Below are 18,951 nucleotides of genomic sequence, written 5' to 3'. Positions count from 1 at the left end.
ATTTGCTTGTAAAAACGGCGTAAATCCGCTTGAAGCGGGGTAAATTCGGCGTTTTGGACGATTCCGGCATGACTGACCGCACTGACGACTTGAACCCACGCGGCAAGCGTGACCACGGTGGTGGGTTGGACGGCGCCATTGCCCGCCACGGCGGCGCGCGAGCGGAATGGATCGACCTGTCGACCGGGATCAACCCGCACCCCTACCCGGTGGCGGACCTCACGTCCGAAGACTGGACCGCCCTGCCCGACCACGGGGCCTTTGCCCGGCTGAGCGATGCGGCCCGCCGGTTCTGGGGTGTGCCGGACGGCGCGGCGATTCTTCCCGCGCCGGGCGCTTCGGCCCTGATCGCGCGGATCCCGGCGCTGGCCCCCGTTGGTGCGGTCCAGATCACCACGCCCACCTACAACGAACATGCCGCCGCCTTTGCCGCGCAGGGCTGGACGGTGCAGCCCGGCGGCCCGACGCAGGCGCGGGTGATCGTGCATCCCAACAATCCCGACGGCCGGATCTGGCAGGCCGAGGACGCCGATGCGCCGCTGACCGTGATCGACGAAAGCTTTTGCGACGTGACGCCCCAAGCATCATTGATCCGCCTGTCCGAGCGCTCCGGCGTGATCGTTCTGAAAAGCTTTGGCAAGTTCTGGGGACTTGCAGGTCTGCGGCTGGGCTTTGCCATCGGGCATCCCGACCTGATCGCGCGACTGAACGATCTGACCGGCCCCTGGGCGGTGTCCGGGCCGGCCTTGCGCATCGGCGCGCAGGCCCTGAATGACACGGCCTGGGCCGAGGCCACACGCGCCCGACTGGCCCGTGATACGGAACGGCTGGATACGCTGATGACCGGCAAGGGCGCGCATTTGGTCGGCGGAACCACGCTGTTCCGCCTGTATGACGTGGACGATGCCGCCGCCTGGCAGGACCGGCTGGCAAAGGCCCGCATCTGGAGCCGCATCTTCCCCTATTCCGATCGGTTCCTGCGGCTGGGCCTGCCGCCCGAGCATGGCTGGTCACGGCTCGAGGCGGCGCTGTGAGCACCGCGCTGACGCTGGGCCTGGCGATGCTGCTGGACGCCGCATTGGGCGAGCCCGACTGGCTGTGGTCGCGCCTGCGGCACCCGGCGGTGCTGATGGGCAACGCCATCGGCTGGCTGGACCGCCGCCTGAATCACGGCATGCATCGACGGGCCAAGGGCGTGTTCGTCGCCCTTCTGCTGGTCTTGGGCGGCTGGGTGGTCGGTGCGGCGCTGGCGTCGCTTGGTTGGGCGGTCGAGGTCGTAGTCTGCGCGATCCTGTTGGCACAGAACTCTCTGGTGGCGCATGTCCGCGCCGTGGGCATTGCGCTGCGGCAGTCCCTGCCCGAGGGCCGCACGGCGGTGGCGATGATCGTGTCTCGCGACACCTCGCAGATGGCCGAGGCACAGGTGGCGCGGTCGGCCATCGAGAGCGCCGCCGAGAACCTCAGCGACGGGGTGATCGCCCCGGCCTTCTGGTTCCTGCTGGGTGGCTTGCCGGGGCTGCTGGTCTACAAGGCGGTGAACACCGCCGACAGCATGATCGGGTATCGCAACGAAACGTACCGAGACTTCGGCTGGGCCGCCGCCCGGCTGGACGATCTGCTGAACTTGATCCCGGCGCGGCTGACTGGACTGATGATCCTGGCCCTGTCGGGGCAGTGGCGCCAATGGCGGGCCATCGTCGCAGACGCGCAGCGCCACATCTCGCCCAATGCCGGCTGGCCCGAGGCCGCCATGGCCCGCGCGCTGGACGTGGCACTGGCCGGGCCCCGCAGCTATGACGGGCAGTTGCGCGATCTGGCCTGGGTCAATGGTGAAGCCCGGCGCACGATCGGCGCAACGGAGGTTTTCCGCGCATGCGGAATGCTTTGGCAGGTTTGGGGGCTTGCGTTGGCGGGGCTGACGGTGTGGGTTGGTCTGAACACGGTTTTCTGAGGATGGTTTTCGTCATGCGCTTTGTCTCGGGCCTTGTGGCCGCTTGCCTGTTCGCTGCCCCGGCCCTTGCCCAATGCGGCGGCGGCTTCAACGCCTTCGTTCGCGGACTGAAGGCCGAAGCGGCACAGCAGGGGTTCGATACGGCCACGGTCGATGCGTTCTTCAACGGTGCGCAACAGGACCCCAAGGTGCTGAAGGCCGACCGCGCGCAGGGCGTATTCCAGAAACCGTTCATCGAATTCTCGCGCCGCCTGATCTCGCAGGATCGGATCAGGCGCGGCCAGGCGATGGCACAGAAATACGATGCCGTGTTCGACCGGATCGAGGCCGAATACGGCGTGTCGCGCGGGGTCCTGTTGGCCTTCTGGGCGTTCGAGACAGATTACGGCGCGTTCCAAGGCGATTTCAACACCCGCAATGCGTTGGTGACGTTGGCCCATGATTGCCGCCGCCCCGAGCTGTTCCGGCCGCAGATCTTCGCCGCGATCGAGCTGTTCCGGAACGGCGATTTCGACCCGAACCGCACCACGGGCGCATGGGCGGGCGAGATCGGCATGGTGCAGATGCTGCCCCGCGACATTCTGGAAAACGGCGTGGACGGTGATGGCGACGGGCATGTGCGGCTGAAAACCTCGGCCCCCGATGCGCTGATGTCGGGTGGCAAGATGCTGTCTCATCTGGGCTGGCAGCCCGGTCAGCCCTGGCTGCAGGAGGTCACCGTGCCCGCACAGATGGACTGGTCGCTGAGCGGGCCGGGCAAACCGCGCCCGGTGTCAGACTGGCAGGCGATGGGCGTGCAGGCGCGCAGCGGGACATTGGCCAACCTGCCGGCTTCGCTGATCCTGCCGCAGGGGCGCAAGGGGCCAGCCTTTCTGGCCTATCCGAATTTCGATGTCTATTTCGAGTGGAACCAAAGCTTTGTCTATGTCCTGACCGCTGCCTATTTCGGAACGCGTCTCGAAGGCGCACAAGTCTATTCTGCGGGCAACCCCGATCCAGGCCTGACCGGTGCCCAGATGAAACAGCTGCAGGCGAAACTGCAGGCGCGCGGCCACGACGTGGGCAAGATCGACGGCATCTTGGGGGCCGGAACGCGCGCTGCAGTACAGGCTGAACAGGCCCGGCTGGGCCTGCCTGCGGACGCATGGCCGACGGTTGACTTGCTGAACCGGCTCTAGCCGCTCAATCCGTTGGGTCGTGGAACACCAGCGTGAATCCTTCCTCAGGCGTCGGTTCGGCGTAATGCCTGGAAAACCGGCGGAACTGTTCTTCGGTCGCGGCAAAGGCGTGGTCGCCCGCTGCGTTACGTGCTTGCAGTCGGGCCAGACAAACGGCGTCGGGCGTGGTCAGCACATGCATCTGATGCGCGGCATCGGTCTGATCCAGAATTTCGCGCATCCAAGCACGTGTTTCGACCGTGTTGGCCGGGAAATCCAGAACAATCGATATGCCCGCCTCAAGCAGAGTCGTGACATGCGGACCCATCCCCGCCCGCAGACGCGTGGAACAGCGCAGATAGTCGGCACCTGTCACCATCTGATCGGCAAAAAGCGGCTTCAGCCAGGCGTCCTCGGAAATCAGAACCGTGCCGGGCTGCCTCGCGAGCTGGGCGGCAAGCGTCGATTTTCCTGCGGCGATCTTGCCGCAAAGCATGTGCAGGGTCGGAGCGGGTCGGGTCATCGGTCGGTTCCTGGTTGGACAGGGCGGGTGAAGGGCAGACCCCGATCACTCGGGTCGCACCGGGTAACGTTCACCTTTTTCGGTGATCAGGATCAACCGGCCATTGTTACGCACGTACAGATCGCAGCGGTCGAACCCGTTGCGATACTGCACACAGATGCTGCCATCAGCGGCGATGCTATAGGTTCCGAAAGCCGTTCCGCCGCCATTGACCGCCGAATAAGTATAGGAATAGGCCCCACCGGCCGAGTATTTCGACTGCCCGTCGTCATAGAAAGTCAGCGTTCGCCCGGCCAACGCGTTCAGTTCAGCGGGGCTCAGGGGGATATCGCCGGGGCGGGTGGCCCATTCGGCAGCCCAGAGCGGCGATGCGGCGCAGGCCGCGGCGATCAACATCAGGTGTTTCATGCGGCCAGCCTAGCCCGGCCCGGCCCGATCACGGAATAACGTTGCGGTGAGCGGTCAGGCGACCATCTGCTCGGCCTTTTTCAGATCGACCGAGACCAGCTGGCTGACGCCCTGTTCCTGCATGGTCACGCCGAACAGACGGTCCATCCGGGCCATGGTCACCGCGTGGTGGGTGATGATCAGGAACCGCGTGTCGGTCTGGCGGCACATCTCGTCCAGCAGATCGCAGAACCGGGTCACGTTGGCATCGTCCAGCGGCGCATCAACCTCGTCCAGCACGCAGATCGGCGCGGGGTTGGCCAGGAACACGCCGAAGATCAGCGCGGTGGCAGTCAGGGTTTGTTCCCCGCCCGACAACAGGCTGAGGGTCGACAGCTTCTTGCCCGGCGGCTGGCACATGATCTCGAGCCCCGCATCCAGCGGGTCGTCGCTCTCGACCATCACCAGGTTGGCCTCGCCACCGCCGAACAGATGCTTGAACAGCATGGCGAAGTTCGCGTTGACCTGTTCGAATGCAGTCAGCAGGCGCTCGCGGCCCTCACGGTTGAGGCTGGCGATGCCGCTGCGCAGCGCCTTGATCGCCTCTTCCAGATCGGATTTCTCGCTGTTGAGCGTGTCGAACTCCTCCTGAACCTCCTTGGCGTCTTCCTCGGCCCGCAGGTTCACCGCACCCATCGCGTCGCGCTGGCGCTTGTGGCGGTTCACCTCAGCTTCCAGGGCATCGGCGGCGGGCATGTCGTCAGGGTTCACGTCCAATTGGTTCAACAACTGGTTCGGGGTCAGTTGCTGATCCTCGGCGATGCGCTCGGCAGCGGCGGCGACACTTTCCTTGGCCGCCTCGAACCGCGCCTCAGCCGCGGCGCGGGCTTCGCGCGCCTCCGAGGCCTTGCGCTCGGCCTCGCGCTCGGCAAGCACGGCCTCGCGTTGCAGCGCTTCGGCCTGGGTCAGCTTGTCGGCGGCTTCGGCGCGGCGGGCCTCGGCGGCCTCGATCATCTCGTTCAGCTCTTCGCGTGCCTCGGCGATCTCGGCGGGCGCGGCCATCGCTTCGGTCAGCTCTTCCTCGGAACTGGCTTTGCGCTCGGCCAATTCGGCGATGCGCTTCTCGGCTGTTTCCAGACGGTGTTTCCAGCCGCTCAGGTCCTTGGCCACCTCCTGTGCGCGGCGGGTGCGGGCCTCGCCCTCGCGGCGCAGCTCGTCATGGGTCGAACGGTGCGTCAGCATGGTGATCCGCGCGGCCTCGACCGTCTGCTTGATGTCCTCGACCCGGGCACGGGCGGTGTCCAGATCGCCCAGCTCGGCCAGCGCGGCCTCGGCCTCGCGCAGCTGGGCGCGGGCCGCCATCGCATCCTGCTTGTGGCGGTCGACCGCAAGCGTCAGGTTCTCCAGCTTGCCCTGCGCCAGGTTGCGGTCGGCCTCGGCCCGGCTGAGCGCGCGGGCCGCTTCGGCCATGCGCTGATCGGCGGCGCGGCGGGCCTCGCGGGCGCGGCGGTCGGCCTCGGTCACCTCGGCCAGTTGCCGCGACAGGGCCTCGTGCGCGGCGCGGGCGCCATCGGCCTGCGCTTCGACCTGCGCCAGCTGCTGTTTCAGCGCCTCAAGCTTGTTGAGCTGCTCGAGCCGCAACGCCGCGGCGCTGGGGGCATCCTCTGCCCAGGCGCGGAACCCGTCCCAGCGCCACAGATCGCCCGAGCGTGACACCAACCGCTGGCCGGGTTTCAACAAGGGTTGCAGCCGCGCGCCCTGATCCGCGTCGATCAACCCGATCTGCGCGATGCGACGGCTGAGGCGGTCTGGCCCCGAGACGTGCAGCGCCAGCGGCTCGGCCCCGTCCGGCAACGGCTGATCGGCATCATAGCCCGGCACCTGCACCCAGCCCGACGGGCCATCGCCTTCGACCAGCGGGGCGCGGAGGTCATCCGCCAGCGCGGCCCCCAGCGCCTTTTCAAAGCCCGGCTCGACCCGCAGCAGGTCCAGCACCTGCCCGCCCTCAGCGGTGTCGCGCTCGACCAGCTTGGCCAGCGCGGTGGTCTCGGCCCGGATCGCCCCAAGCTCGCCCTCGGCCTCGGAGCGTTGGGCGCGGGCCTCGGCCTCGCGCGCCTGCGTTTCACCGCGCAGCTCGTCGGCGGCGGCCAGCGCTTCTTCGGCGGCATCGGCGGCCTCGCGCGCCTCTTCCTCGGCGGCTTGCGCGGCCTCAAACGTTTCGTCGGCGCGGGTCAGCGCGGCGCGGGCCTCGGCAACGGCCGCGCGGGCCTTTTCCTCTTCGGCCTCGGAGCGTGCCAGCGTCTTGCGGCTGTCCTCGACCAGGCGCTGCGCCGATTGGTGACGCGCGACCAGGCGGGCGGTGTCCTCGGTCTCCTGCGCCAGCAGATCCTCGCGCTCCTGCAGAACCGCGGCGGCTTCGCGGGCGATTTCGGCGGCTTCGGCCAGCTTGTCGTCATGGCCTTCGGCGGCCTTGGCCAGTTCGCGGGCTTCCCATTCCAGCCGCTCGATCATCTCGCCGGCGTCGCGGTTCAAACCGGTTTCACGCTCGATGTCTCGGCCCAGTTGCTGGATGCGGGCGGTCAGGGTTTCGATGGTCTGGCGCGCGCGGGTTTCCTGATCGGACAGCTGATCGCGCTGCACCTGCTGGCGCTGCAGGACGGCGGCGGCGATGGCCTCCTCCTCGCGCAGCGGCGGCAGGGTTTCTTCGATCTCGGCGCGTTTCGCGCTTGCGGCGCGGGCCTCGGCCTCGGCGCGCGCGGCTTCGGTGGTGCGGTCGCGCAGACGCTCTTCGGCCTGCTGGCGGGCCATGTCGGCCTCTTTCCAGCGGCGATACAGCAACATGCCCTCGGCCTGGCGCAATTGCTCGCCGATCTCACGATACCGCGCGGCCTGACGGGCCTGGCGCGCCAGCTGCGCCAACTGGGTGCCCAACTGTTCCAGCACGTCATCGACGCGGGTCAGGTTGGCCTCGGTGCCCTTGAGCTTCAGTTCGGCCTCATGCCGGCGCTGGTACAGACCCGAGATGCCGGCGGCCTCTTCCAGAATGCGGCGGCGGGCGCGGGGTTTGGCGTTGATCAGCTCGGCGATCCGGTTCTGCCCCACCAGCGCGGGTGAATGCGCGCCGGTCGAGGCGTCGGCGAACAGCATCTGCACGTCGCGGGCACGCACGTCTTTGCCGTTGGCCTTGTAGGCGCTGCCCACGTCGCGGGTGATGCGGCGCACGATCTCGATCTGGTCGCTGTCATTGAACCCGGCCGGGGCCAAACGTTCCGAGTTGTCCATGGTCAGGACGACCTCGGCGAAGTTGCGCGCCGGACGGGTGGCGGCACCGGCAAAGATCACGTCCTCCATCGCACCGCCGCGCATCGATTTGGGGCGGTTTTCGCCCATCACCCAGCGCAGCGCCTCGAGCAGGTTGGACTTGCCGCAGCCGTTAGGCCCCACCACACCGGTCAACCCGTCCGCGATGATCAGATCGGTCGGGTCGACGAAGCTTTTGAAGCCGGTGAGTTTGAGTTTGGTAAAGCGCAAAGGCCGATTTCCATGATTCCCGTTCCCTGAAAGTCTGGACAAGGGAATGCCCGCGAGTCAACGAAGTTGCGCAGGATATGGGATATTGGGCCGAGTTATCCACAATATCTTGCTAATTTGGGCGGAATTGCGCGGAGTCAATAAGGCGAACACTCGAACACCTGGTATCCGGTGTCCGACCCGCTGTCATAGGTTCCGAAGTCGATGCATTCATAATTGGTCGGCGTGACCGCAGCCAGCAACAGCCGGTCCGACGCCCTGCGGTCGCAGGCGAGGATGCCCACGGTCACCGCCGCGTCGCCCAATACATCGGCGACCGGACAGCCCGAGACCTGCGCCATGGCCAATGCGGCCCGATCTCGGACCGGCCCCAGCCGCGGGGCATATTGGCTGTTGACGCGGACCGCCTCGGCCAGGTCACCGCGCAGGCGCACGTCGAACACGCTGCCGTTCACGGCCACGCGGGTCGCGGGCACGTCGCGGAAATGGGGCGTGCCGGCCGAGCAACCGGCCAGCAACAGCAAGGCGAGGAACCGGATCATGCCGCAGCTTTGCGGCAAAATGGTTAACGAAAGCTTTCCCGCGCTCAGCCGCCCAGGACCGTGCCCAGCCGGGCAATACCCTCGGCAATCGTGGCCTCGTCCGAGTTGGAGAAACTCAGCCGGATCGTGTTGGCGCCGCTGCCATCGGGGTGAAAGGCTTGGCCGGGCACAAAGGCGACCTTGACCGTCTCAAGCGCGCGGGCCAGCAGCTGCGCGCCATCCGATCCGGGCGGCAGGGTCAGCCAGATGAACATGCCGCCCTCGGGCCGGGTCCATTGCACGCCTTCGGGCATGTGCCGATCCAGCGCCGCCAGCATCGCGTCGCGGCGCGCACCGTAGGTTGCGCGCACTTTCGGGATGTGGCTGTCGAAACAAGTTTGGGCCACTTGGTGCACGGCCATCTGGTTGATGGTGGCCGAATGCAGGTCGGCGGCCTGTTTCATTAGCACAAGCTGCGCGATGACTGGCCGCGCCGCCACGACCCAACCCACCCGCAATCCGGGCGACAGGGTCTTGGAAAAACTGCCGCAATAGATGGTCCGGCAAGCTTGGAGATCGCCTTTCCGCTCCAGTTCCAGCGCGAGGATCGGCGGTATCGCTTGCCCGTCATAACGCAGGGCCTGATAAGCGCCGTCCTCGATCAGGGCGCAGTTCAACTCCTCGGCCAGATCCAGAAGGGCCTCGCGCCCCTGCCGATCGACGGTCTCACCGGTCGGGTTTGCAAAATCGGGAGACAGATAGGCGTATTTGACCGTCCCCGGCCCCGCCGCGGCCCGGTATTGCGCCGCGCCCGCATTGCCGCCTTCGCGCAACCGGTCAAAGCGTGGTTCATAGGCGTTGAAGGCCGCCAAGGCGCCCAGGTAGGTCGGCCATCCGACCAGCGCCGTGTCGCCGGGCGACAGAAACAGTTTACCCAGATAGTCGAGCGCCTGCTGCGAGCCCGAGGTGATCAGAACGTCGTCGGGGCCGCAGTCGATGCCGATCTGGCGCATGTGGCCGGCGATCCATTCCCGCAGCGGCATGTAACCTTCGGACACGGAATACTGCAGCGCCTGCGCGCCGCCGCCAGCCCCAAGTGCCTGTTGGAATGCCTGAGAAAACGCCTCGGTCGGAAAAAGCGCCGGGTCGGGGATACCGCCGGCAAAGGAAATGATGCCGGGTTGATCCAGCAGTTTCAGCAATTCGCGGATTTCAGACGCCTTCATTCGCGCGGCGCGCGTTGCAAATAGCTGGTGCATGTGCCGAGCCTCCTCCGCTGGGTCGGACCGACGCTATGACCTCTGCGCTTAAAGTCAATAATACTGACCTAGTGTTTCAGCCAATGTGATCGCGGCCCGTTCTTGCGCGGGCCGGGCATGTGTGGTCATATGATTTGACCAATTTTCAGCGATGATCCGATGCCCTTTCAGAAAGTCCAGACCGAGAAACTGTCCCTGGCCGTCGTCAAACAGATCGAGTTGCTGATCCTGCGCGGGATCCTGCGCCCCGGTGAACGCCTGCCGTCCGAGCGCGAGTTGGCCGACCGACTGGGCGTGTCGCGCCCGTCGCTGCGCGAGGCGATCTCGCAACTGCAGGAGCAGGGCCTGCTGACCGCCAAGGCCGGATCAGGCATCTATGTGGCCGAGGTTCTGGGCTCGGCCTTTTCGCCAGCGCTGATCCGTCTGTTCAGCAGCCATGACGAGGCCGTGTTCGATTACCTGTCGTTCCGGCGCGACATGGAAGGGCTGGCAGCCGAACGCGCTGCGCGACTGGGCTCGGACAGCGACCTGAAGGTGATCCAGGCGATCTTCGACAAGATGGAGGCCGCCCATGCCCGCAACGCGGCCGATGACGAGGCCCATCTGGACGCGCAGTTCCACATGGCGATCATCGAGGCCAGCCACAACGTAGTGATGCTGCACATGATGCGGTCGATGTTCGATCTGTTGCGGCAGGGCGTGTTCTATAACCGCCAGATCATGTTCCACCAGCGCACGACGCGCGACGCGATCCTGAACCAGCACAAGGCAATCAACGAAGCGCTTCAGGCCCGCGACCCCGAAGCCGCCCGGCAGACGGTGGAACAGCACCTGAGCTTCGTCGAACGCTGCATGGAAGACCAGCAGAAGGCCCAGCGCAACGAACTGATCGCGCGGCAGCGGCTGGAACATGAGACGGGCGTATCCTGACGAACGCGCAAGGCCGGGCTATGGCTGTGTCTGGCTGATCTTCTCGTAGAGCGCAGCATATTGCCGTGCGACTACCGCTTGTCCAAAACTGTTCACAGCGTGTTGTCTAACAGCTCTGGACATTTCCTTACCACTATCGCTTTCGCGGTTTTGTAGGATCGAAACTATCCCATTCGCAAGGTCGTCCGGCTCGAATGGCTGCGCCAAATATCCCAAACGCTCATTGGGAACCAAATCCGTCAAGCCGCTCACATTAAAGGCAACAACCGGGACGCCGCAACTCATGGCCTCAATTCCGGTATATCCCAATACTTCCCGTCGCGAAGGCAATACAAAAACATCGGCAGCTGAATAGATACGTTTCAGCAGGCTTTCGTCGCTTATTCTACCCATGAAGTGCACCGGATACGGAAAATCTGTGTCGGTTTTGTCGCTCCCAAACACAACCGCTTCTACGTCGGGAAGGACGGAATGCACACGGCGCATTGCTTCCGCGAGAAGGGAAAATCCCTTGTTGGGATCTTCGGTCGCTTGAACAGCGCCGAACAATACCAGCGGAGTGCCTTGTGGCAGCGATAGTTCGGAGCGAGCCCGAGCTTTGCCGACAGTGGCCCAAAGCTCGGTGTCGATGGGGTTCGGAATTACGGTCACAGGCCAGTCGCGCATCAACGCACTTTGCCGCACGCATTCAGCCAGCCAGTTGCTTGGGCACACGATTTGAAACTTTTTCTTCCAACTTGCGGCTTTTCTCTTCCAAACCCATCGATTCAAATCGAATCCTCTTTGCGTCGGTGATGCATAGCCGTTGCGCCATCTGTCCAGCTCGCTAACATGCTCGGCCCCGGAAAACGGCCACATATCGTGAAAGGTCCAGACTATGGGGTGTTTCAGCTTTCCGATCTCGGCGATCGAAATCATATCAGAATTGACCCAATGCAAGTTCAATATCTGCCGAGATTGGCGATTCAGATGCGCGCCCAGACCCGACTTGGCAAGGCCAAGAGAAGCCAACCCCTCGACCTGTTTCTTGGCGTATTTCCTTCGCAAATGCCGCGCGAATTCGCGTTGGCAAAACCGGGTCAGCGTCCTTTTTGGTGTGAATTTTGTGATCCGCTCATTTTCGGGTCCATCAACGATCGTCATGTACGAGGCCGCGCCGACGGACAAAAGGGCGTCATGCAACCGACGCGCGGCAATTGCGGCCCCCCCGCCCGAGCAACTGTAGCTGATATGGTTTACGTTCAGCACGGCACCTCCGTAAGGCCGAATTCAATGGCGATTTGTTCCGAGATTTTGCTCCAGCCTATCCACTTATTCGACAAGGCGACAGCCTGTGGAACAGAAACGGATTGCCGGCGGCTCGAACAAAAGCAGTCGGTCGGCACTACCATTTCTGCTAGCTCAGACGGACCCTGCCGCTCTCAGTGCCTTGTCCGCGGCACCAAAGGGCGCGATCGACCATTATCAGGTTGTCTTCACTGCAGGTGCTCAGGTCGTAGGCTTCAACGGGCTGTGAACCACCTGGAACGTAGCCCGTTTCACCCCCTTGGCCGAAACGCTTTTTTATCGCGCCAATATGGACCACGGTCCGAGGTGTCGGATCGATGATCACGACCCTTGCGTTGAAGCGGTTCGCAAACTCGACGTCGAAAGACGCGTCCTCTCCAAGACCAGTGCTGACGATCGTGCAGCCCTGCAGACTCTCGTCCTCGTGGAAAGTCCAGCCACCATAGTCAGAGCCGAGTGTGACGAGGCGCAAACCGCGCCTGGCCCGAACCGAATGCAGCCTGTGCCGCTTGTAGCGCTTTTCGCGAAGCCAGTTTCTTACGCGCTTTATCATCTTTCCCTCTTGGACATGAGCCTGCCGACAAACCTGTTGAGCTTGCGCCCGAGCTTTTCAAGTTTGCCAGGTTTGGTCAGGTAATACAGTTTCACCTGCTCCACCGCATCGGTATTTTCCGAGATCTGGGCAGGTAGGCTTGGCGAAAGGTCGGTGTTCAGGCGGAGGCGCGCGTAGGATTTGTTCACCACGCCGTGACTGCCGGATCCATCAAAACCGATGTTCTCGACATAGGAAAAATATGGCGACAGGCACAATCCGCGATTCCGGAAAATGGTCGCGTACCAGAAAACCGCCCATGTGTTCAGCTCGCCGGTCTGGTTCGCCAGAACTTGTGACCAATAGTCCTGAGCCCCGTCGAGGTTGAAGCGGGCGATGTCCGCGTCTGAAAACTCATCCACCAGCGCGTCAGGGTCGCGGCTGTAATGCGCCCAGCGGTCCGCCCAGGTTCCCCATCCCCAGCAGCTCATGAAACGCCACAGATATGCGCCCTGCACTTGGCGAAAGGCAGGCACCTCTTCGTTGTAGCCGGCAATGTGCCAGACATCGGGAGTATCCTTGTAGTGCTCAAGCGCAAGGTTCATATAATGCAGAAAGGCTGGCGACGTGAGTATATCATCCTCGAGAATGATCGCGCGGCCATGCTCGGCCATCATCTGCGAAACACCCTCCTCGATCGAGACCGCCAGTCCTGCATTTTGGTCACGTCGGCGCAGCTCGATACTGGCGAAGCCCTGCTGCGTTTCGGCGACCTGCGCAACAGCGTCGACAATCGGCTTCTCGGCATCATTGCGGGGGCCGTCGATGAATACGGTCAAGGATGTCAACGCGGCCAAGGGCGATTGGGCCAGGGCATCCAACGTCCGCCGCGTGTGTTCGGGTCGGTTGAACGCGAACACGCACACAGGGGCGGGATCAAAAATCTTGGTATGTCCGGATGTCATCGTACCTCACCGAAACGCCACAAGCTGACTGCCCTGAATCAACAGACAATGACACGGGCTACAAGCAAAAAACCCGAAAGCAGGTAGCTTTCGGGTTTTGGAAATTGAGATTGGCTCACGCCGAACAGCTCAGTGCAGCTTGTCACCGACCTCGGAGATCGCCGAGTCAATCAGCTTGTTGGCTTGCGCCGCAGTCATCTGCTTGGCCAGCACGGACTTGGCCGCCGCAACGGCCGCAGTAACAGCCTGGTCGCGCACTTCCTTCACCGCCGAGGCCTCGGCCGATGCGATTTGATCCTGTGCGGCAGCCAGACGACGCGCGATGGATTTCTCCAGATCCGCCTTTGCCTGTTCGGCAGCCAGAACCGAATCTTCCTTCGCCGCGGCCACAATGGCTTCGGCCTGAGTCTGCACTTCACGCTGCTTGCGCTCGTATGAGGCCAGCAGGCTGCGCGCTTCTTCATGCAGGGCACGGGCCTCGTCCAGCTCGGCCTTGATGCCTTCGGCGCGGTTGTCCAACGCCCCGCCGATCATCGACGGAACCTTGAAATAGAACAGGACCGCGATAAAGACGATGAAGCCCAGCGTCACAACGAAGTCGGTGTTCGCCAGCGAGAAGAACGGCCCGCTTGCGGCCAGCGCCGGGCTGGCGAAGCCTGCGGTCAGGATAAGAGCAAGTGTATTCCGCATGTCACTTATCCTTTCATCTGGGCGCTGACGGCACTGCTGATGGTTTTGACATCCGCCTCGCCGCCCAGCGCAGTCACCAGTTCGGCCGCCGTATCGTTGGCAACCTGTTGAATGCTTTCCAGCGCTCCGGCACGGATTTCGGCAATTGCCTTCTCCGATTCTGCCGCCTTGGCCGCGATTTCCGCATCTGCCTTGGCAATCGCGTCATCCAGATCCGCCTGGATTTCGGCGCGCGCTTCGGCTGCGATCCGCTGAGCCTCGGCACGGGCATCGGCCAGCGCCTTGTTGTAGGCCTCTTCGGCCTCGACCGCCTTGGCCTTCAGGTCTTCGGCCGCAGCCAGGTCATTTGTAATGGTCCCCTGACGCTCGGCCAGGATCGCCGCGATGCGCGGCAGGGCCACGCGGGACAGGACCAGAAAGATGACGACCAGCGTAATGACCAGCCAGAAGATCTGGTTGGGGAACCAATCGAAGCAGAGCTGCGGCATCCCGATGGCCGAGCCATGGGAATCGACGCATTTGCCGACTGCTTCTGCAGCTATGGGTTCTGTCGCCATGATGTCCTCCGTCGGAACGTTGTCTTTACAACAGGTGGGCCGCTATGGCTTGGGCCCACCTGCGCGTAAGGATCAGGTTCCGCAGATTATACGGCGAACATCAGCAGCAGCGAGACCAGGAATGCGAAGATCCCCAGGGCTTCTGCGAATGCGATACCGATGAACAGGGTTGCGGTCTGCGAAGCAGCCGCCGAAGGGTTGCGCAGAGCGCCGGCCAGGAAGTTGCCGGCCACGTTGCCCACCCCGATTGCGGCCGCGCCGGAACCGATTGCTGCCAGGCCTGCGCCGATGTGTGCGAGATCGCCTTCCATGATGTATCTCCTTACGAATTGGAAGTTTCGATTTTGGGTTATCGTTCCTGTGCTCAGGGTCGCCCCTGATCAGTGATGCGGATGCAGAGCGTCCTTCAGATAAACACAGGTCAGAATGGTGAATACGTAGGCCTGAATGAAGGCCACCAGGACCTCGAGGCCGTACATTGCGGTGATCGCCAGAACCGATACGGGCGAGATCACGGCGACCGCGGCGAAGCCGGCGAAAACCTTGATCACGGCGTGGCCGGCCATGACGTTACCTGCAAGACGAATGGAGTGGCTGACCGGGCGCACGAAGTACGAGATCAGCTCGATGATCGCCAGGATCGGGCGCAGCGCCAGCGGCGCGCTGGACACCCAGAACAGGCTGAGGAACCCAGCACCGTTCTTGACAAAGCCCAGAACGGTCACGGTCAGAAACACGGCCAGCGCCAGCGGAATGGTGACCGCGAAATGCGATGTCGTGGTAAACGAGGTCGGGATCAAGCCGAGGAAGTTCGCAGTAACGATGAACATGAACAGGGTCATGACATACGGGAAGTATTTGACGCCTTCCTTGCCACAGATGTCTTCCAGCATCTTGTAGATGAAGCCGTAGGCCAGCTCGGCGATCGACTGCATGCGGGTCGGGACGATCGCGCGCTTCGAGGTGCTCAACACCAGCAGGCCGATGATGGCCAGAACCGCGAAGAACAGCCACAGGGTCACGTTGGTGGGCGTGTACCAAGCCATCTCACCGCCGAAAAGCGGCTTGACGATGAACTGGTCCATCGGATGGAAAACCAGGCTGCTGCCTTCTGCTGCGGTGGTCTCGGTCGCCACGTTCAGTCCCTCTCGTCCTTCTCGGCCTGTGTCGAGGCCGCTTGTTTCTCTTGAGCTTCTTGCGCGCTGCGGAGCATGACCTTCACGCCCGCGACAAGGCCCAGCAATGTGAACAGCACCAGGAAGATCGGGATCGTCCCGAACAGGCTGTCCAGCCCGTACCCGATGCCAAATCCGATCCCCAGACCGGAAACCATCTCGATGACCATCCGCCAGGCCAGTTCGCCCCCGGATATGTCAGCGTCCGCACGAGGTTTCGGCGCTTTGGCCTTTTTTGCCGCGTCGATCTTGGCCTCAAGCTGCGTCAGGCGCTGCTTTGGGTCGTCATCGGTCACGGGCGTTTCCCTCGCACAGTCTTGGCGCAGTTGCTATGCGGCCTCGCGCGCAGAGTCAACGCTGTTGATGGCTCCAATTGACGCAGCTTAAACGTTTGTTTTCTAATGCATATTAAGGGAGCACGTTGTCTGCCGATCGGGTCACTGGCAATCCATTCCGCTGGAAGCACCGGATTCCGCATATTCAACCAAATGGTTGACCAAACTTTCCGGCTGTGGTTCAGCGGGATCATGTCCGATGACCTCGATACCGTCTTTGCGGCCCTGGCCGACCCCACGCGGCGCGCGATTCTGGCGATGCTGCTTGAGGATGACATGGCCGTCACCGACGTGGCCGAGCCGTTCGAGATGTCGCTGGCGGCGATCTCAAAACACTTGACGATCCTGACCCGGGCCGGGCTGATCAGCCAGGAAAAGCGCGGCCGGGTGAAATGGTGCAAGCTGGAACCCGACGCGTTGCGCGCGGCCTCGGTCTGGATGCAAGGGTTCGGGCAGTTCGAACCCGTGAATCTGGACGCGTTCGAGCGGTTCCTGGAAAACCAGCTTTCCGCGGGGGACGAGGTCTAGCGCACTACGAAGACCGACATGCTGGCATGTTTGGCCAGATATCCGGCATGACTGGACAGTATAAAGTCGGTAATCCGCGGCGCATGGGTGCCCACCACGATCAGGTCGGCACCGATCTCTTCAGCGGTGCGGGCCAGGTCACCATCCACCTCGACCGCCACATCCACCGAATGAATGTTGCGGGAATCAACTTGCGCTCCGCTGGCCTGGGACAACTCGTCCGCCAGATCGGACAGATGGTCCTTGATCGCGGCTTCCGTTTGCGTGGGGTCGCCGGGCTGATTGCTTGTCACGCTGACGATGGTTATCTGCGCGCCCTGCCACCGGGCGACCTGTGCCGCAACTTCGGCCGCCTTGCGCACTTCAGGTGGCAGATGCAGATCGACGGGAAACATTATGTGTTTGAACATCAGTCGCTCCTTTCGCGCCGACAGCTTAGCGGGTTTGACATAACCGGCCCTTGATGTGGCTCAATCCAAGAGGATCAGCCTTGCTGGCTGTACTCGACCCCTGTGACCACACCGCTGGGATCGGCGCGGCACAGCCATGGGGCCTGAGCGCCGGCCACTGCGACCTGTGTGACGGTCCCCGCCGGCTCGGCAGTTGTCGACAGAGCCTGGACATCCGCGGGGCTCCGGTTGGCCTCAGCAGCCACCAATGCCTCGCAGCTGGCTTGAAGGGTTGAATTGTCGGCGGTGTCCTGCGTACACCCAAAAACCAGCATTAGCGTGGCCGAGGCAATCAGTCTGTGCATGTTCCGGTCCTTTCGGAGTTTGCCCCCACCCTGCCACGAACGGGCGCTTTGGCAAAGGTCAGTCCGGCGCGGTTTGTTGCCGAGCCATCCCCAGGTCATCCCCTTTCAGCAGCAGCACAAGGGCAAGGATCGTCAGCCCGATCCCCACTAGAACCAGAAGGCCCGGCGCCGGCTGGCCCAGCGCGTTCTGCCAGATGATCACCCAGCTGGGCGTCAGGTAGGTATAGGCCATGACCTTGGCCGATGGCAGCAGCAGCGTGGCGTATTGCAACAGAACGAAGGTGGCCGCGCTGGCGCAGATGGCGACGTAGAACAGGCCGATCCAGACGATCGCCGGCAGGTTGGCCCAGTCGGTCGCGCGGATGTCGGACCAGCCGAACACCGTCAGCACCGCGCATCCGGCCACCAGCGTGCCAAAGGTGAACACGACCGGCGGCTCGCCCCGGTTCAGCTTGCGCACCATGGGCGTATAGATCGCATGGGCCACGCAGCCCCAGAAATAGATGATCTCGCCCTGCCCGATCTCAAAGGCGCGAAAGGCCAGCCAATCGGCGCGGAACACCACCCAAAGCGCGCCAACCGCGCCCACGCTCAATGCAAGGGCCATGTGCGGGGTGGTGATCTGGCGCAGCAGGACCCAACCCGCCACCGCCGACAGGATCGGCGTCAGAGTAAACACCGCCGCCGCGCTGACCGGCGGCGCGGTCTTCAGCCCGTAGAACATCAACACGAAATAGGCCGAGAACAGCCCGCCCAACACCAGATAGCGCCACGGCGCGCGCGCCGCGCTGCGCGGCAGGCCAGTCGTCATCAGCGCCGCTATGCCGATTACGACGCCGGCAATTGCGAACCGCGCGGCGTTCAACGCCGCCGGTGCGATCTCGTTGGCGATCATCGAACCCAGCGAGAAACTGCCCGCCACCAGCGCCGAGAACACCAGCATGGCCAGATGGCCACGCGCCTGCGGGCTCATGGCAGCCAGTCCTTTGCCTGCTCCTTGAGGAATTTCAGAAAGGTCTGCACCTTGTTGGTGCGGTGCAGATCCACATGGGTCACCAGCCACAGGTTGCCGGCCCATTCCGGCAGAGGCTCCATCACCTCCTGCAACTGCGGATGGCGGGCGGCCTCCCACCGGGCCATGAAGCCGATCCCCGCCCCGGCCAGAACCGCCTCGGCCACGGTGAAGTTGTTGGAGCAGCGGAAGGTGATCGCCTCGGCCGGGACATTGGCGCGCAGCCAACGTGAAAAAGGCGCGCGGCTGTTTTCATCATCCGCCCCGACGAAGGCGTGGTTGGGGAAATCCTCGACGCCCGCAGGCAGGCCGCGCCGCGCGATGTAGTCCTGACTGGCATAAAGCCCGACCTCTTGCGTCATGAAGGGCTGCACCACGTTGTCCGGCTGGTCGGGGGCCGCACCGGCACGGATGGCCACATGCGCCTCGCCATATTCTAGGCGGAACAGGCGGTCGCCGGTCAAATAGCGCACGATCAGGTCGGGATGGTCCTGCTGGAACGCGGTCAGCGTGGGCACCACCAGCGGCGCCAGCGAGGCCAGCGACGTCACCACCAGCTCGCCCGAGACATCGTCTCCGCGCCCCTTCAGCCGCCCGACCAGCTGGTTGAACTGATCCTCTGTGGCCTGGGCCACGCGCAGCAGATCCTCGCCCGCCTCGGTCGGGGTGTAGCCGCGCGCGTGGCGCTGGAACAGCTTGACCTTCAGTCGGGCCTCGATCGCGTCGATATGGCGGATCACCGTGGCATGGTGCACCCCCAGAACCTCGGCAGCGCCGCTGACCGTGCCCATGCGCGCTACCTGATAGGCGGTGCGGACCTCGTCCCAATTGTCCATGACAAAACCAATTCTGTGCAA

Annotated in this window: 22 protein-coding genes; 5 read left to right on the top strand and 17 right to left on the bottom strand. The window is 63.6% G+C overall.

Annotated features, from left to right (window positions below):
* The first annotated feature begins 68 nt into the window (after positions 1 to 68).
* The 3 genes from cobD to ACR0BA_RS17230 are packed head-to-tail and all read left to right on the top strand — an operon-like array spanning position 69 to position 3,129.
* Complete coding sequence (gene cobD, locus ACR0BA_RS17240) at positions 69 to 1,034, top strand: threonine-phosphate decarboxylase CobD (protein ID WP_480729168.1); 966 nt, start codon at positions 69 to 71, stop codon at positions 1,032 to 1,034.
* Positions 1,031 to 1,951 (top strand): adenosylcobinamide-phosphate synthase CbiB, encoded by a 921-nt coding sequence (cbiB, locus tag ACR0BA_RS17235; protein ID WP_480729167.1) that lies wholly within the window; start codon positions 1,031 to 1,033, stop codon positions 1,949 to 1,951. Before cobD ends, cbiB begins: the two co-directional genes overlap by 4 nt.
* 14 nt (positions 1,952 to 1,965) lie before the next feature.
* Complete coding sequence (locus ACR0BA_RS17230; protein WP_170372704.1) at positions 1,966 to 3,129, top strand: lytic murein transglycosylase; 1,164 nt, start codon at positions 1,966 to 1,968, stop codon at positions 3,127 to 3,129.
* A gap of 4 nt (positions 3,130 to 3,133) precedes the next feature.
* Here ACR0BA_RS17230 and ACR0BA_RS17225 read toward each other — a convergent pair whose 3' ends face one another.
* The 5 genes from ACR0BA_RS17225 to ACR0BA_RS17205 all read right to left on the bottom strand — a co-directional run bounded on the left by ACR0BA_RS17225 (position 3,134) and on the right by ACR0BA_RS17205 (position 9,329).
* Positions 3,134 to 3,631 carry a P-loop nucleotide/nucleoside kinase family protein gene (locus tag ACR0BA_RS17225; RefSeq protein ID WP_480729164.1) on the bottom strand — a complete coding sequence of 166 codons (498 nt, stop codon included), beginning with the start codon at positions 3,629 to 3,631 and terminating at the stop codon, positions 3,134 to 3,136.
* A 45-nt stretch (positions 3,632 to 3,676) separates the two neighbouring features.
* The gene (locus ACR0BA_RS17220) at positions 3,677 to 4,039 is read right to left on the bottom strand and encodes a hypothetical protein (protein ID WP_480729162.1); all 363 of its coding nucleotides are present in this window, start codon (positions 4,037 to 4,039) and stop codon (positions 3,677 to 3,679) included.
* Positions 4,040 to 4,093: 54 nt separating this feature from the next.
* On the bottom strand, positions 4,094 to 7,549 hold the full coding sequence (locus ACR0BA_RS17215) for a chromosome segregation SMC family protein (protein WP_480729161.1): 3,456 nt from the start codon (positions 7,547 to 7,549) through the stop codon (positions 4,094 to 4,096).
* 137 nt (positions 7,550 to 7,686) lie between these two features.
* Positions 7,687 to 8,091, bottom strand: coding sequence for a hypothetical protein (locus tag ACR0BA_RS17210; RefSeq protein WP_093965228.1), 405 nt, complete (start codon positions 8,089 to 8,091; stop codon positions 7,687 to 7,689).
* Positions 8,092 to 8,135: 44 nt separating this feature from the next.
* Positions 8,136 to 9,329 (bottom strand): aminotransferase-like domain-containing protein, encoded by a 1,194-nt coding sequence (locus ACR0BA_RS17205; protein ID WP_480729158.1) that lies wholly within the window; start codon positions 9,327 to 9,329, stop codon positions 8,136 to 8,138.
* Between the two features lie 159 nt (positions 9,330 to 9,488).
* On the opposite strand from ACR0BA_RS17205, the gene ACR0BA_RS17200 reads away from it, so the two are divergent.
* Positions 9,489 to 10,259 carry a FadR/GntR family transcriptional regulator gene (locus ACR0BA_RS17200; RefSeq protein ID WP_480729157.1) on the top strand — a complete coding sequence of 257 codons (771 nt, stop codon included), beginning with the start codon at positions 9,489 to 9,491 and terminating at the stop codon, positions 10,257 to 10,259.
* An 18-nt stretch (positions 10,260 to 10,277) separates the two neighbouring features.
* On the opposite strand, the gene ACR0BA_RS17195 is transcribed toward ACR0BA_RS17200, so the two are convergent.
* From ACR0BA_RS17195 to ACR0BA_RS17160, 8 genes are all read right to left on the bottom strand, one after another.
* Entirely contained in the window at positions 10,278 to 11,507 is a 1,230-nt protein-coding gene (locus tag ACR0BA_RS17195; RefSeq protein WP_480729155.1) for a glycosyltransferase, read from the bottom strand.
* 148 nt (positions 11,508 to 11,655) lie between these two features.
* Positions 11,656 to 12,099, bottom strand: a complete 444-nt coding sequence (locus ACR0BA_RS17190; protein WP_480729153.1) for a hypothetical protein — start codon at positions 12,097 to 12,099, stop codon at positions 11,656 to 11,658.
* On the bottom strand, positions 12,096 to 12,917 hold the full coding sequence (locus ACR0BA_RS17185; protein ID WP_480729151.1) for a hypothetical protein: 822 nt from the start codon (positions 12,915 to 12,917) through the stop codon (positions 12,096 to 12,098). The genes ACR0BA_RS17190 and ACR0BA_RS17185 overlap by 4 nt, the downstream gene beginning before the upstream one ends.
* Before the next feature lie 255 nt (positions 12,918 to 13,172).
* The gene (locus ACR0BA_RS17180; protein WP_093965218.1) at positions 13,173 to 13,733 is read right to left on the bottom strand and encodes a F0F1 ATP synthase subunit B; all 561 of its coding nucleotides are present in this window, start codon (positions 13,731 to 13,733) and stop codon (positions 13,173 to 13,175) included.
* Between the two features lie 5 nt (positions 13,734 to 13,738).
* Positions 13,739 to 14,290, bottom strand: coding sequence for a F0F1 ATP synthase subunit B' (locus ACR0BA_RS17175; protein ID WP_170367912.1), 552 nt, complete (start codon positions 14,288 to 14,290; stop codon positions 13,739 to 13,741).
* An 86-nt stretch (positions 14,291 to 14,376) separates the two neighbouring features.
* The gene (locus ACR0BA_RS17170) at positions 14,377 to 14,601 is read right to left on the bottom strand and encodes a F0F1 ATP synthase subunit C (protein ID WP_005981269.1); all 225 of its coding nucleotides are present in this window, start codon (positions 14,599 to 14,601) and stop codon (positions 14,377 to 14,379) included.
* A gap of 69 nt (positions 14,602 to 14,670) precedes the next feature.
* Positions 14,671 to 15,426: a F0F1 ATP synthase subunit A gene (locus ACR0BA_RS17165; RefSeq protein WP_093965215.1), complete on the bottom strand. Its 756-nt coding sequence runs from the start codon at positions 15,424 to 15,426 to the stop codon at positions 14,671 to 14,673.
* A 2-nt stretch (positions 15,427 to 15,428) separates the two neighbouring features.
* Positions 15,429 to 15,761, bottom strand: a complete 333-nt coding sequence (locus ACR0BA_RS17160) for an AtpZ/AtpI family protein (RefSeq protein WP_093965213.1) — start codon at positions 15,759 to 15,761, stop codon at positions 15,429 to 15,431.
* 231 nt (positions 15,762 to 15,992) lie between these two features.
* On the opposite strand from ACR0BA_RS17160, the gene ACR0BA_RS17155 reads away from it, so the two are divergent.
* Entirely contained in the window at positions 15,993 to 16,328 is a 336-nt protein-coding gene (locus ACR0BA_RS17155; RefSeq protein ID WP_170361571.1) for an ArsR/SmtB family transcription factor, read from the top strand.
* Here the strand turns inward: ACR0BA_RS17155 and ACR0BA_RS17150 are convergent.
* The 4 genes from ACR0BA_RS17150 to ACR0BA_RS17135 all read right to left on the bottom strand — a co-directional run bounded on the left by ACR0BA_RS17150 (position 16,325) and on the right by ACR0BA_RS17135 (position 18,930).
* Entirely contained in the window at positions 16,325 to 16,738 is a 414-nt protein-coding gene (locus ACR0BA_RS17150; RefSeq protein ID WP_480729148.1) for a universal stress protein, read from the bottom strand. The genes ACR0BA_RS17155 and ACR0BA_RS17150 overlap by 4 nt on opposite strands.
* Positions 16,739 to 16,812: 74 nt before the next feature.
* The gene (locus tag ACR0BA_RS17145) at positions 16,813 to 17,082 is read right to left on the bottom strand and encodes a hypothetical protein (protein WP_141138530.1); all 270 of its coding nucleotides are present in this window, start codon (positions 17,080 to 17,082) and stop codon (positions 16,813 to 16,815) included.
* 58 nt (positions 17,083 to 17,140) lie between these two features.
* Entirely contained in the window at positions 17,141 to 18,055 is a 915-nt protein-coding gene (locus tag ACR0BA_RS17140) for a DMT family transporter (protein ID WP_480729147.1), read from the bottom strand.
* Positions 18,052 to 18,930 (bottom strand): LysR family transcriptional regulator, encoded by an 879-nt coding sequence (locus ACR0BA_RS17135; RefSeq protein ID WP_170367906.1) that lies wholly within the window; start codon positions 18,928 to 18,930, stop codon positions 18,052 to 18,054. Before ACR0BA_RS17135 ends, ACR0BA_RS17140 begins: the two co-directional genes overlap by 4 nt.
* Between the last annotated feature and the right edge of the window lie 21 nt (positions 18,931 to 18,951).

It is taken from the genome of Ruegeria sp. CI5, from assembly GCF_056536885.1.
This window is presented reverse-complemented; position numbering and strand designations above follow the sequence as displayed.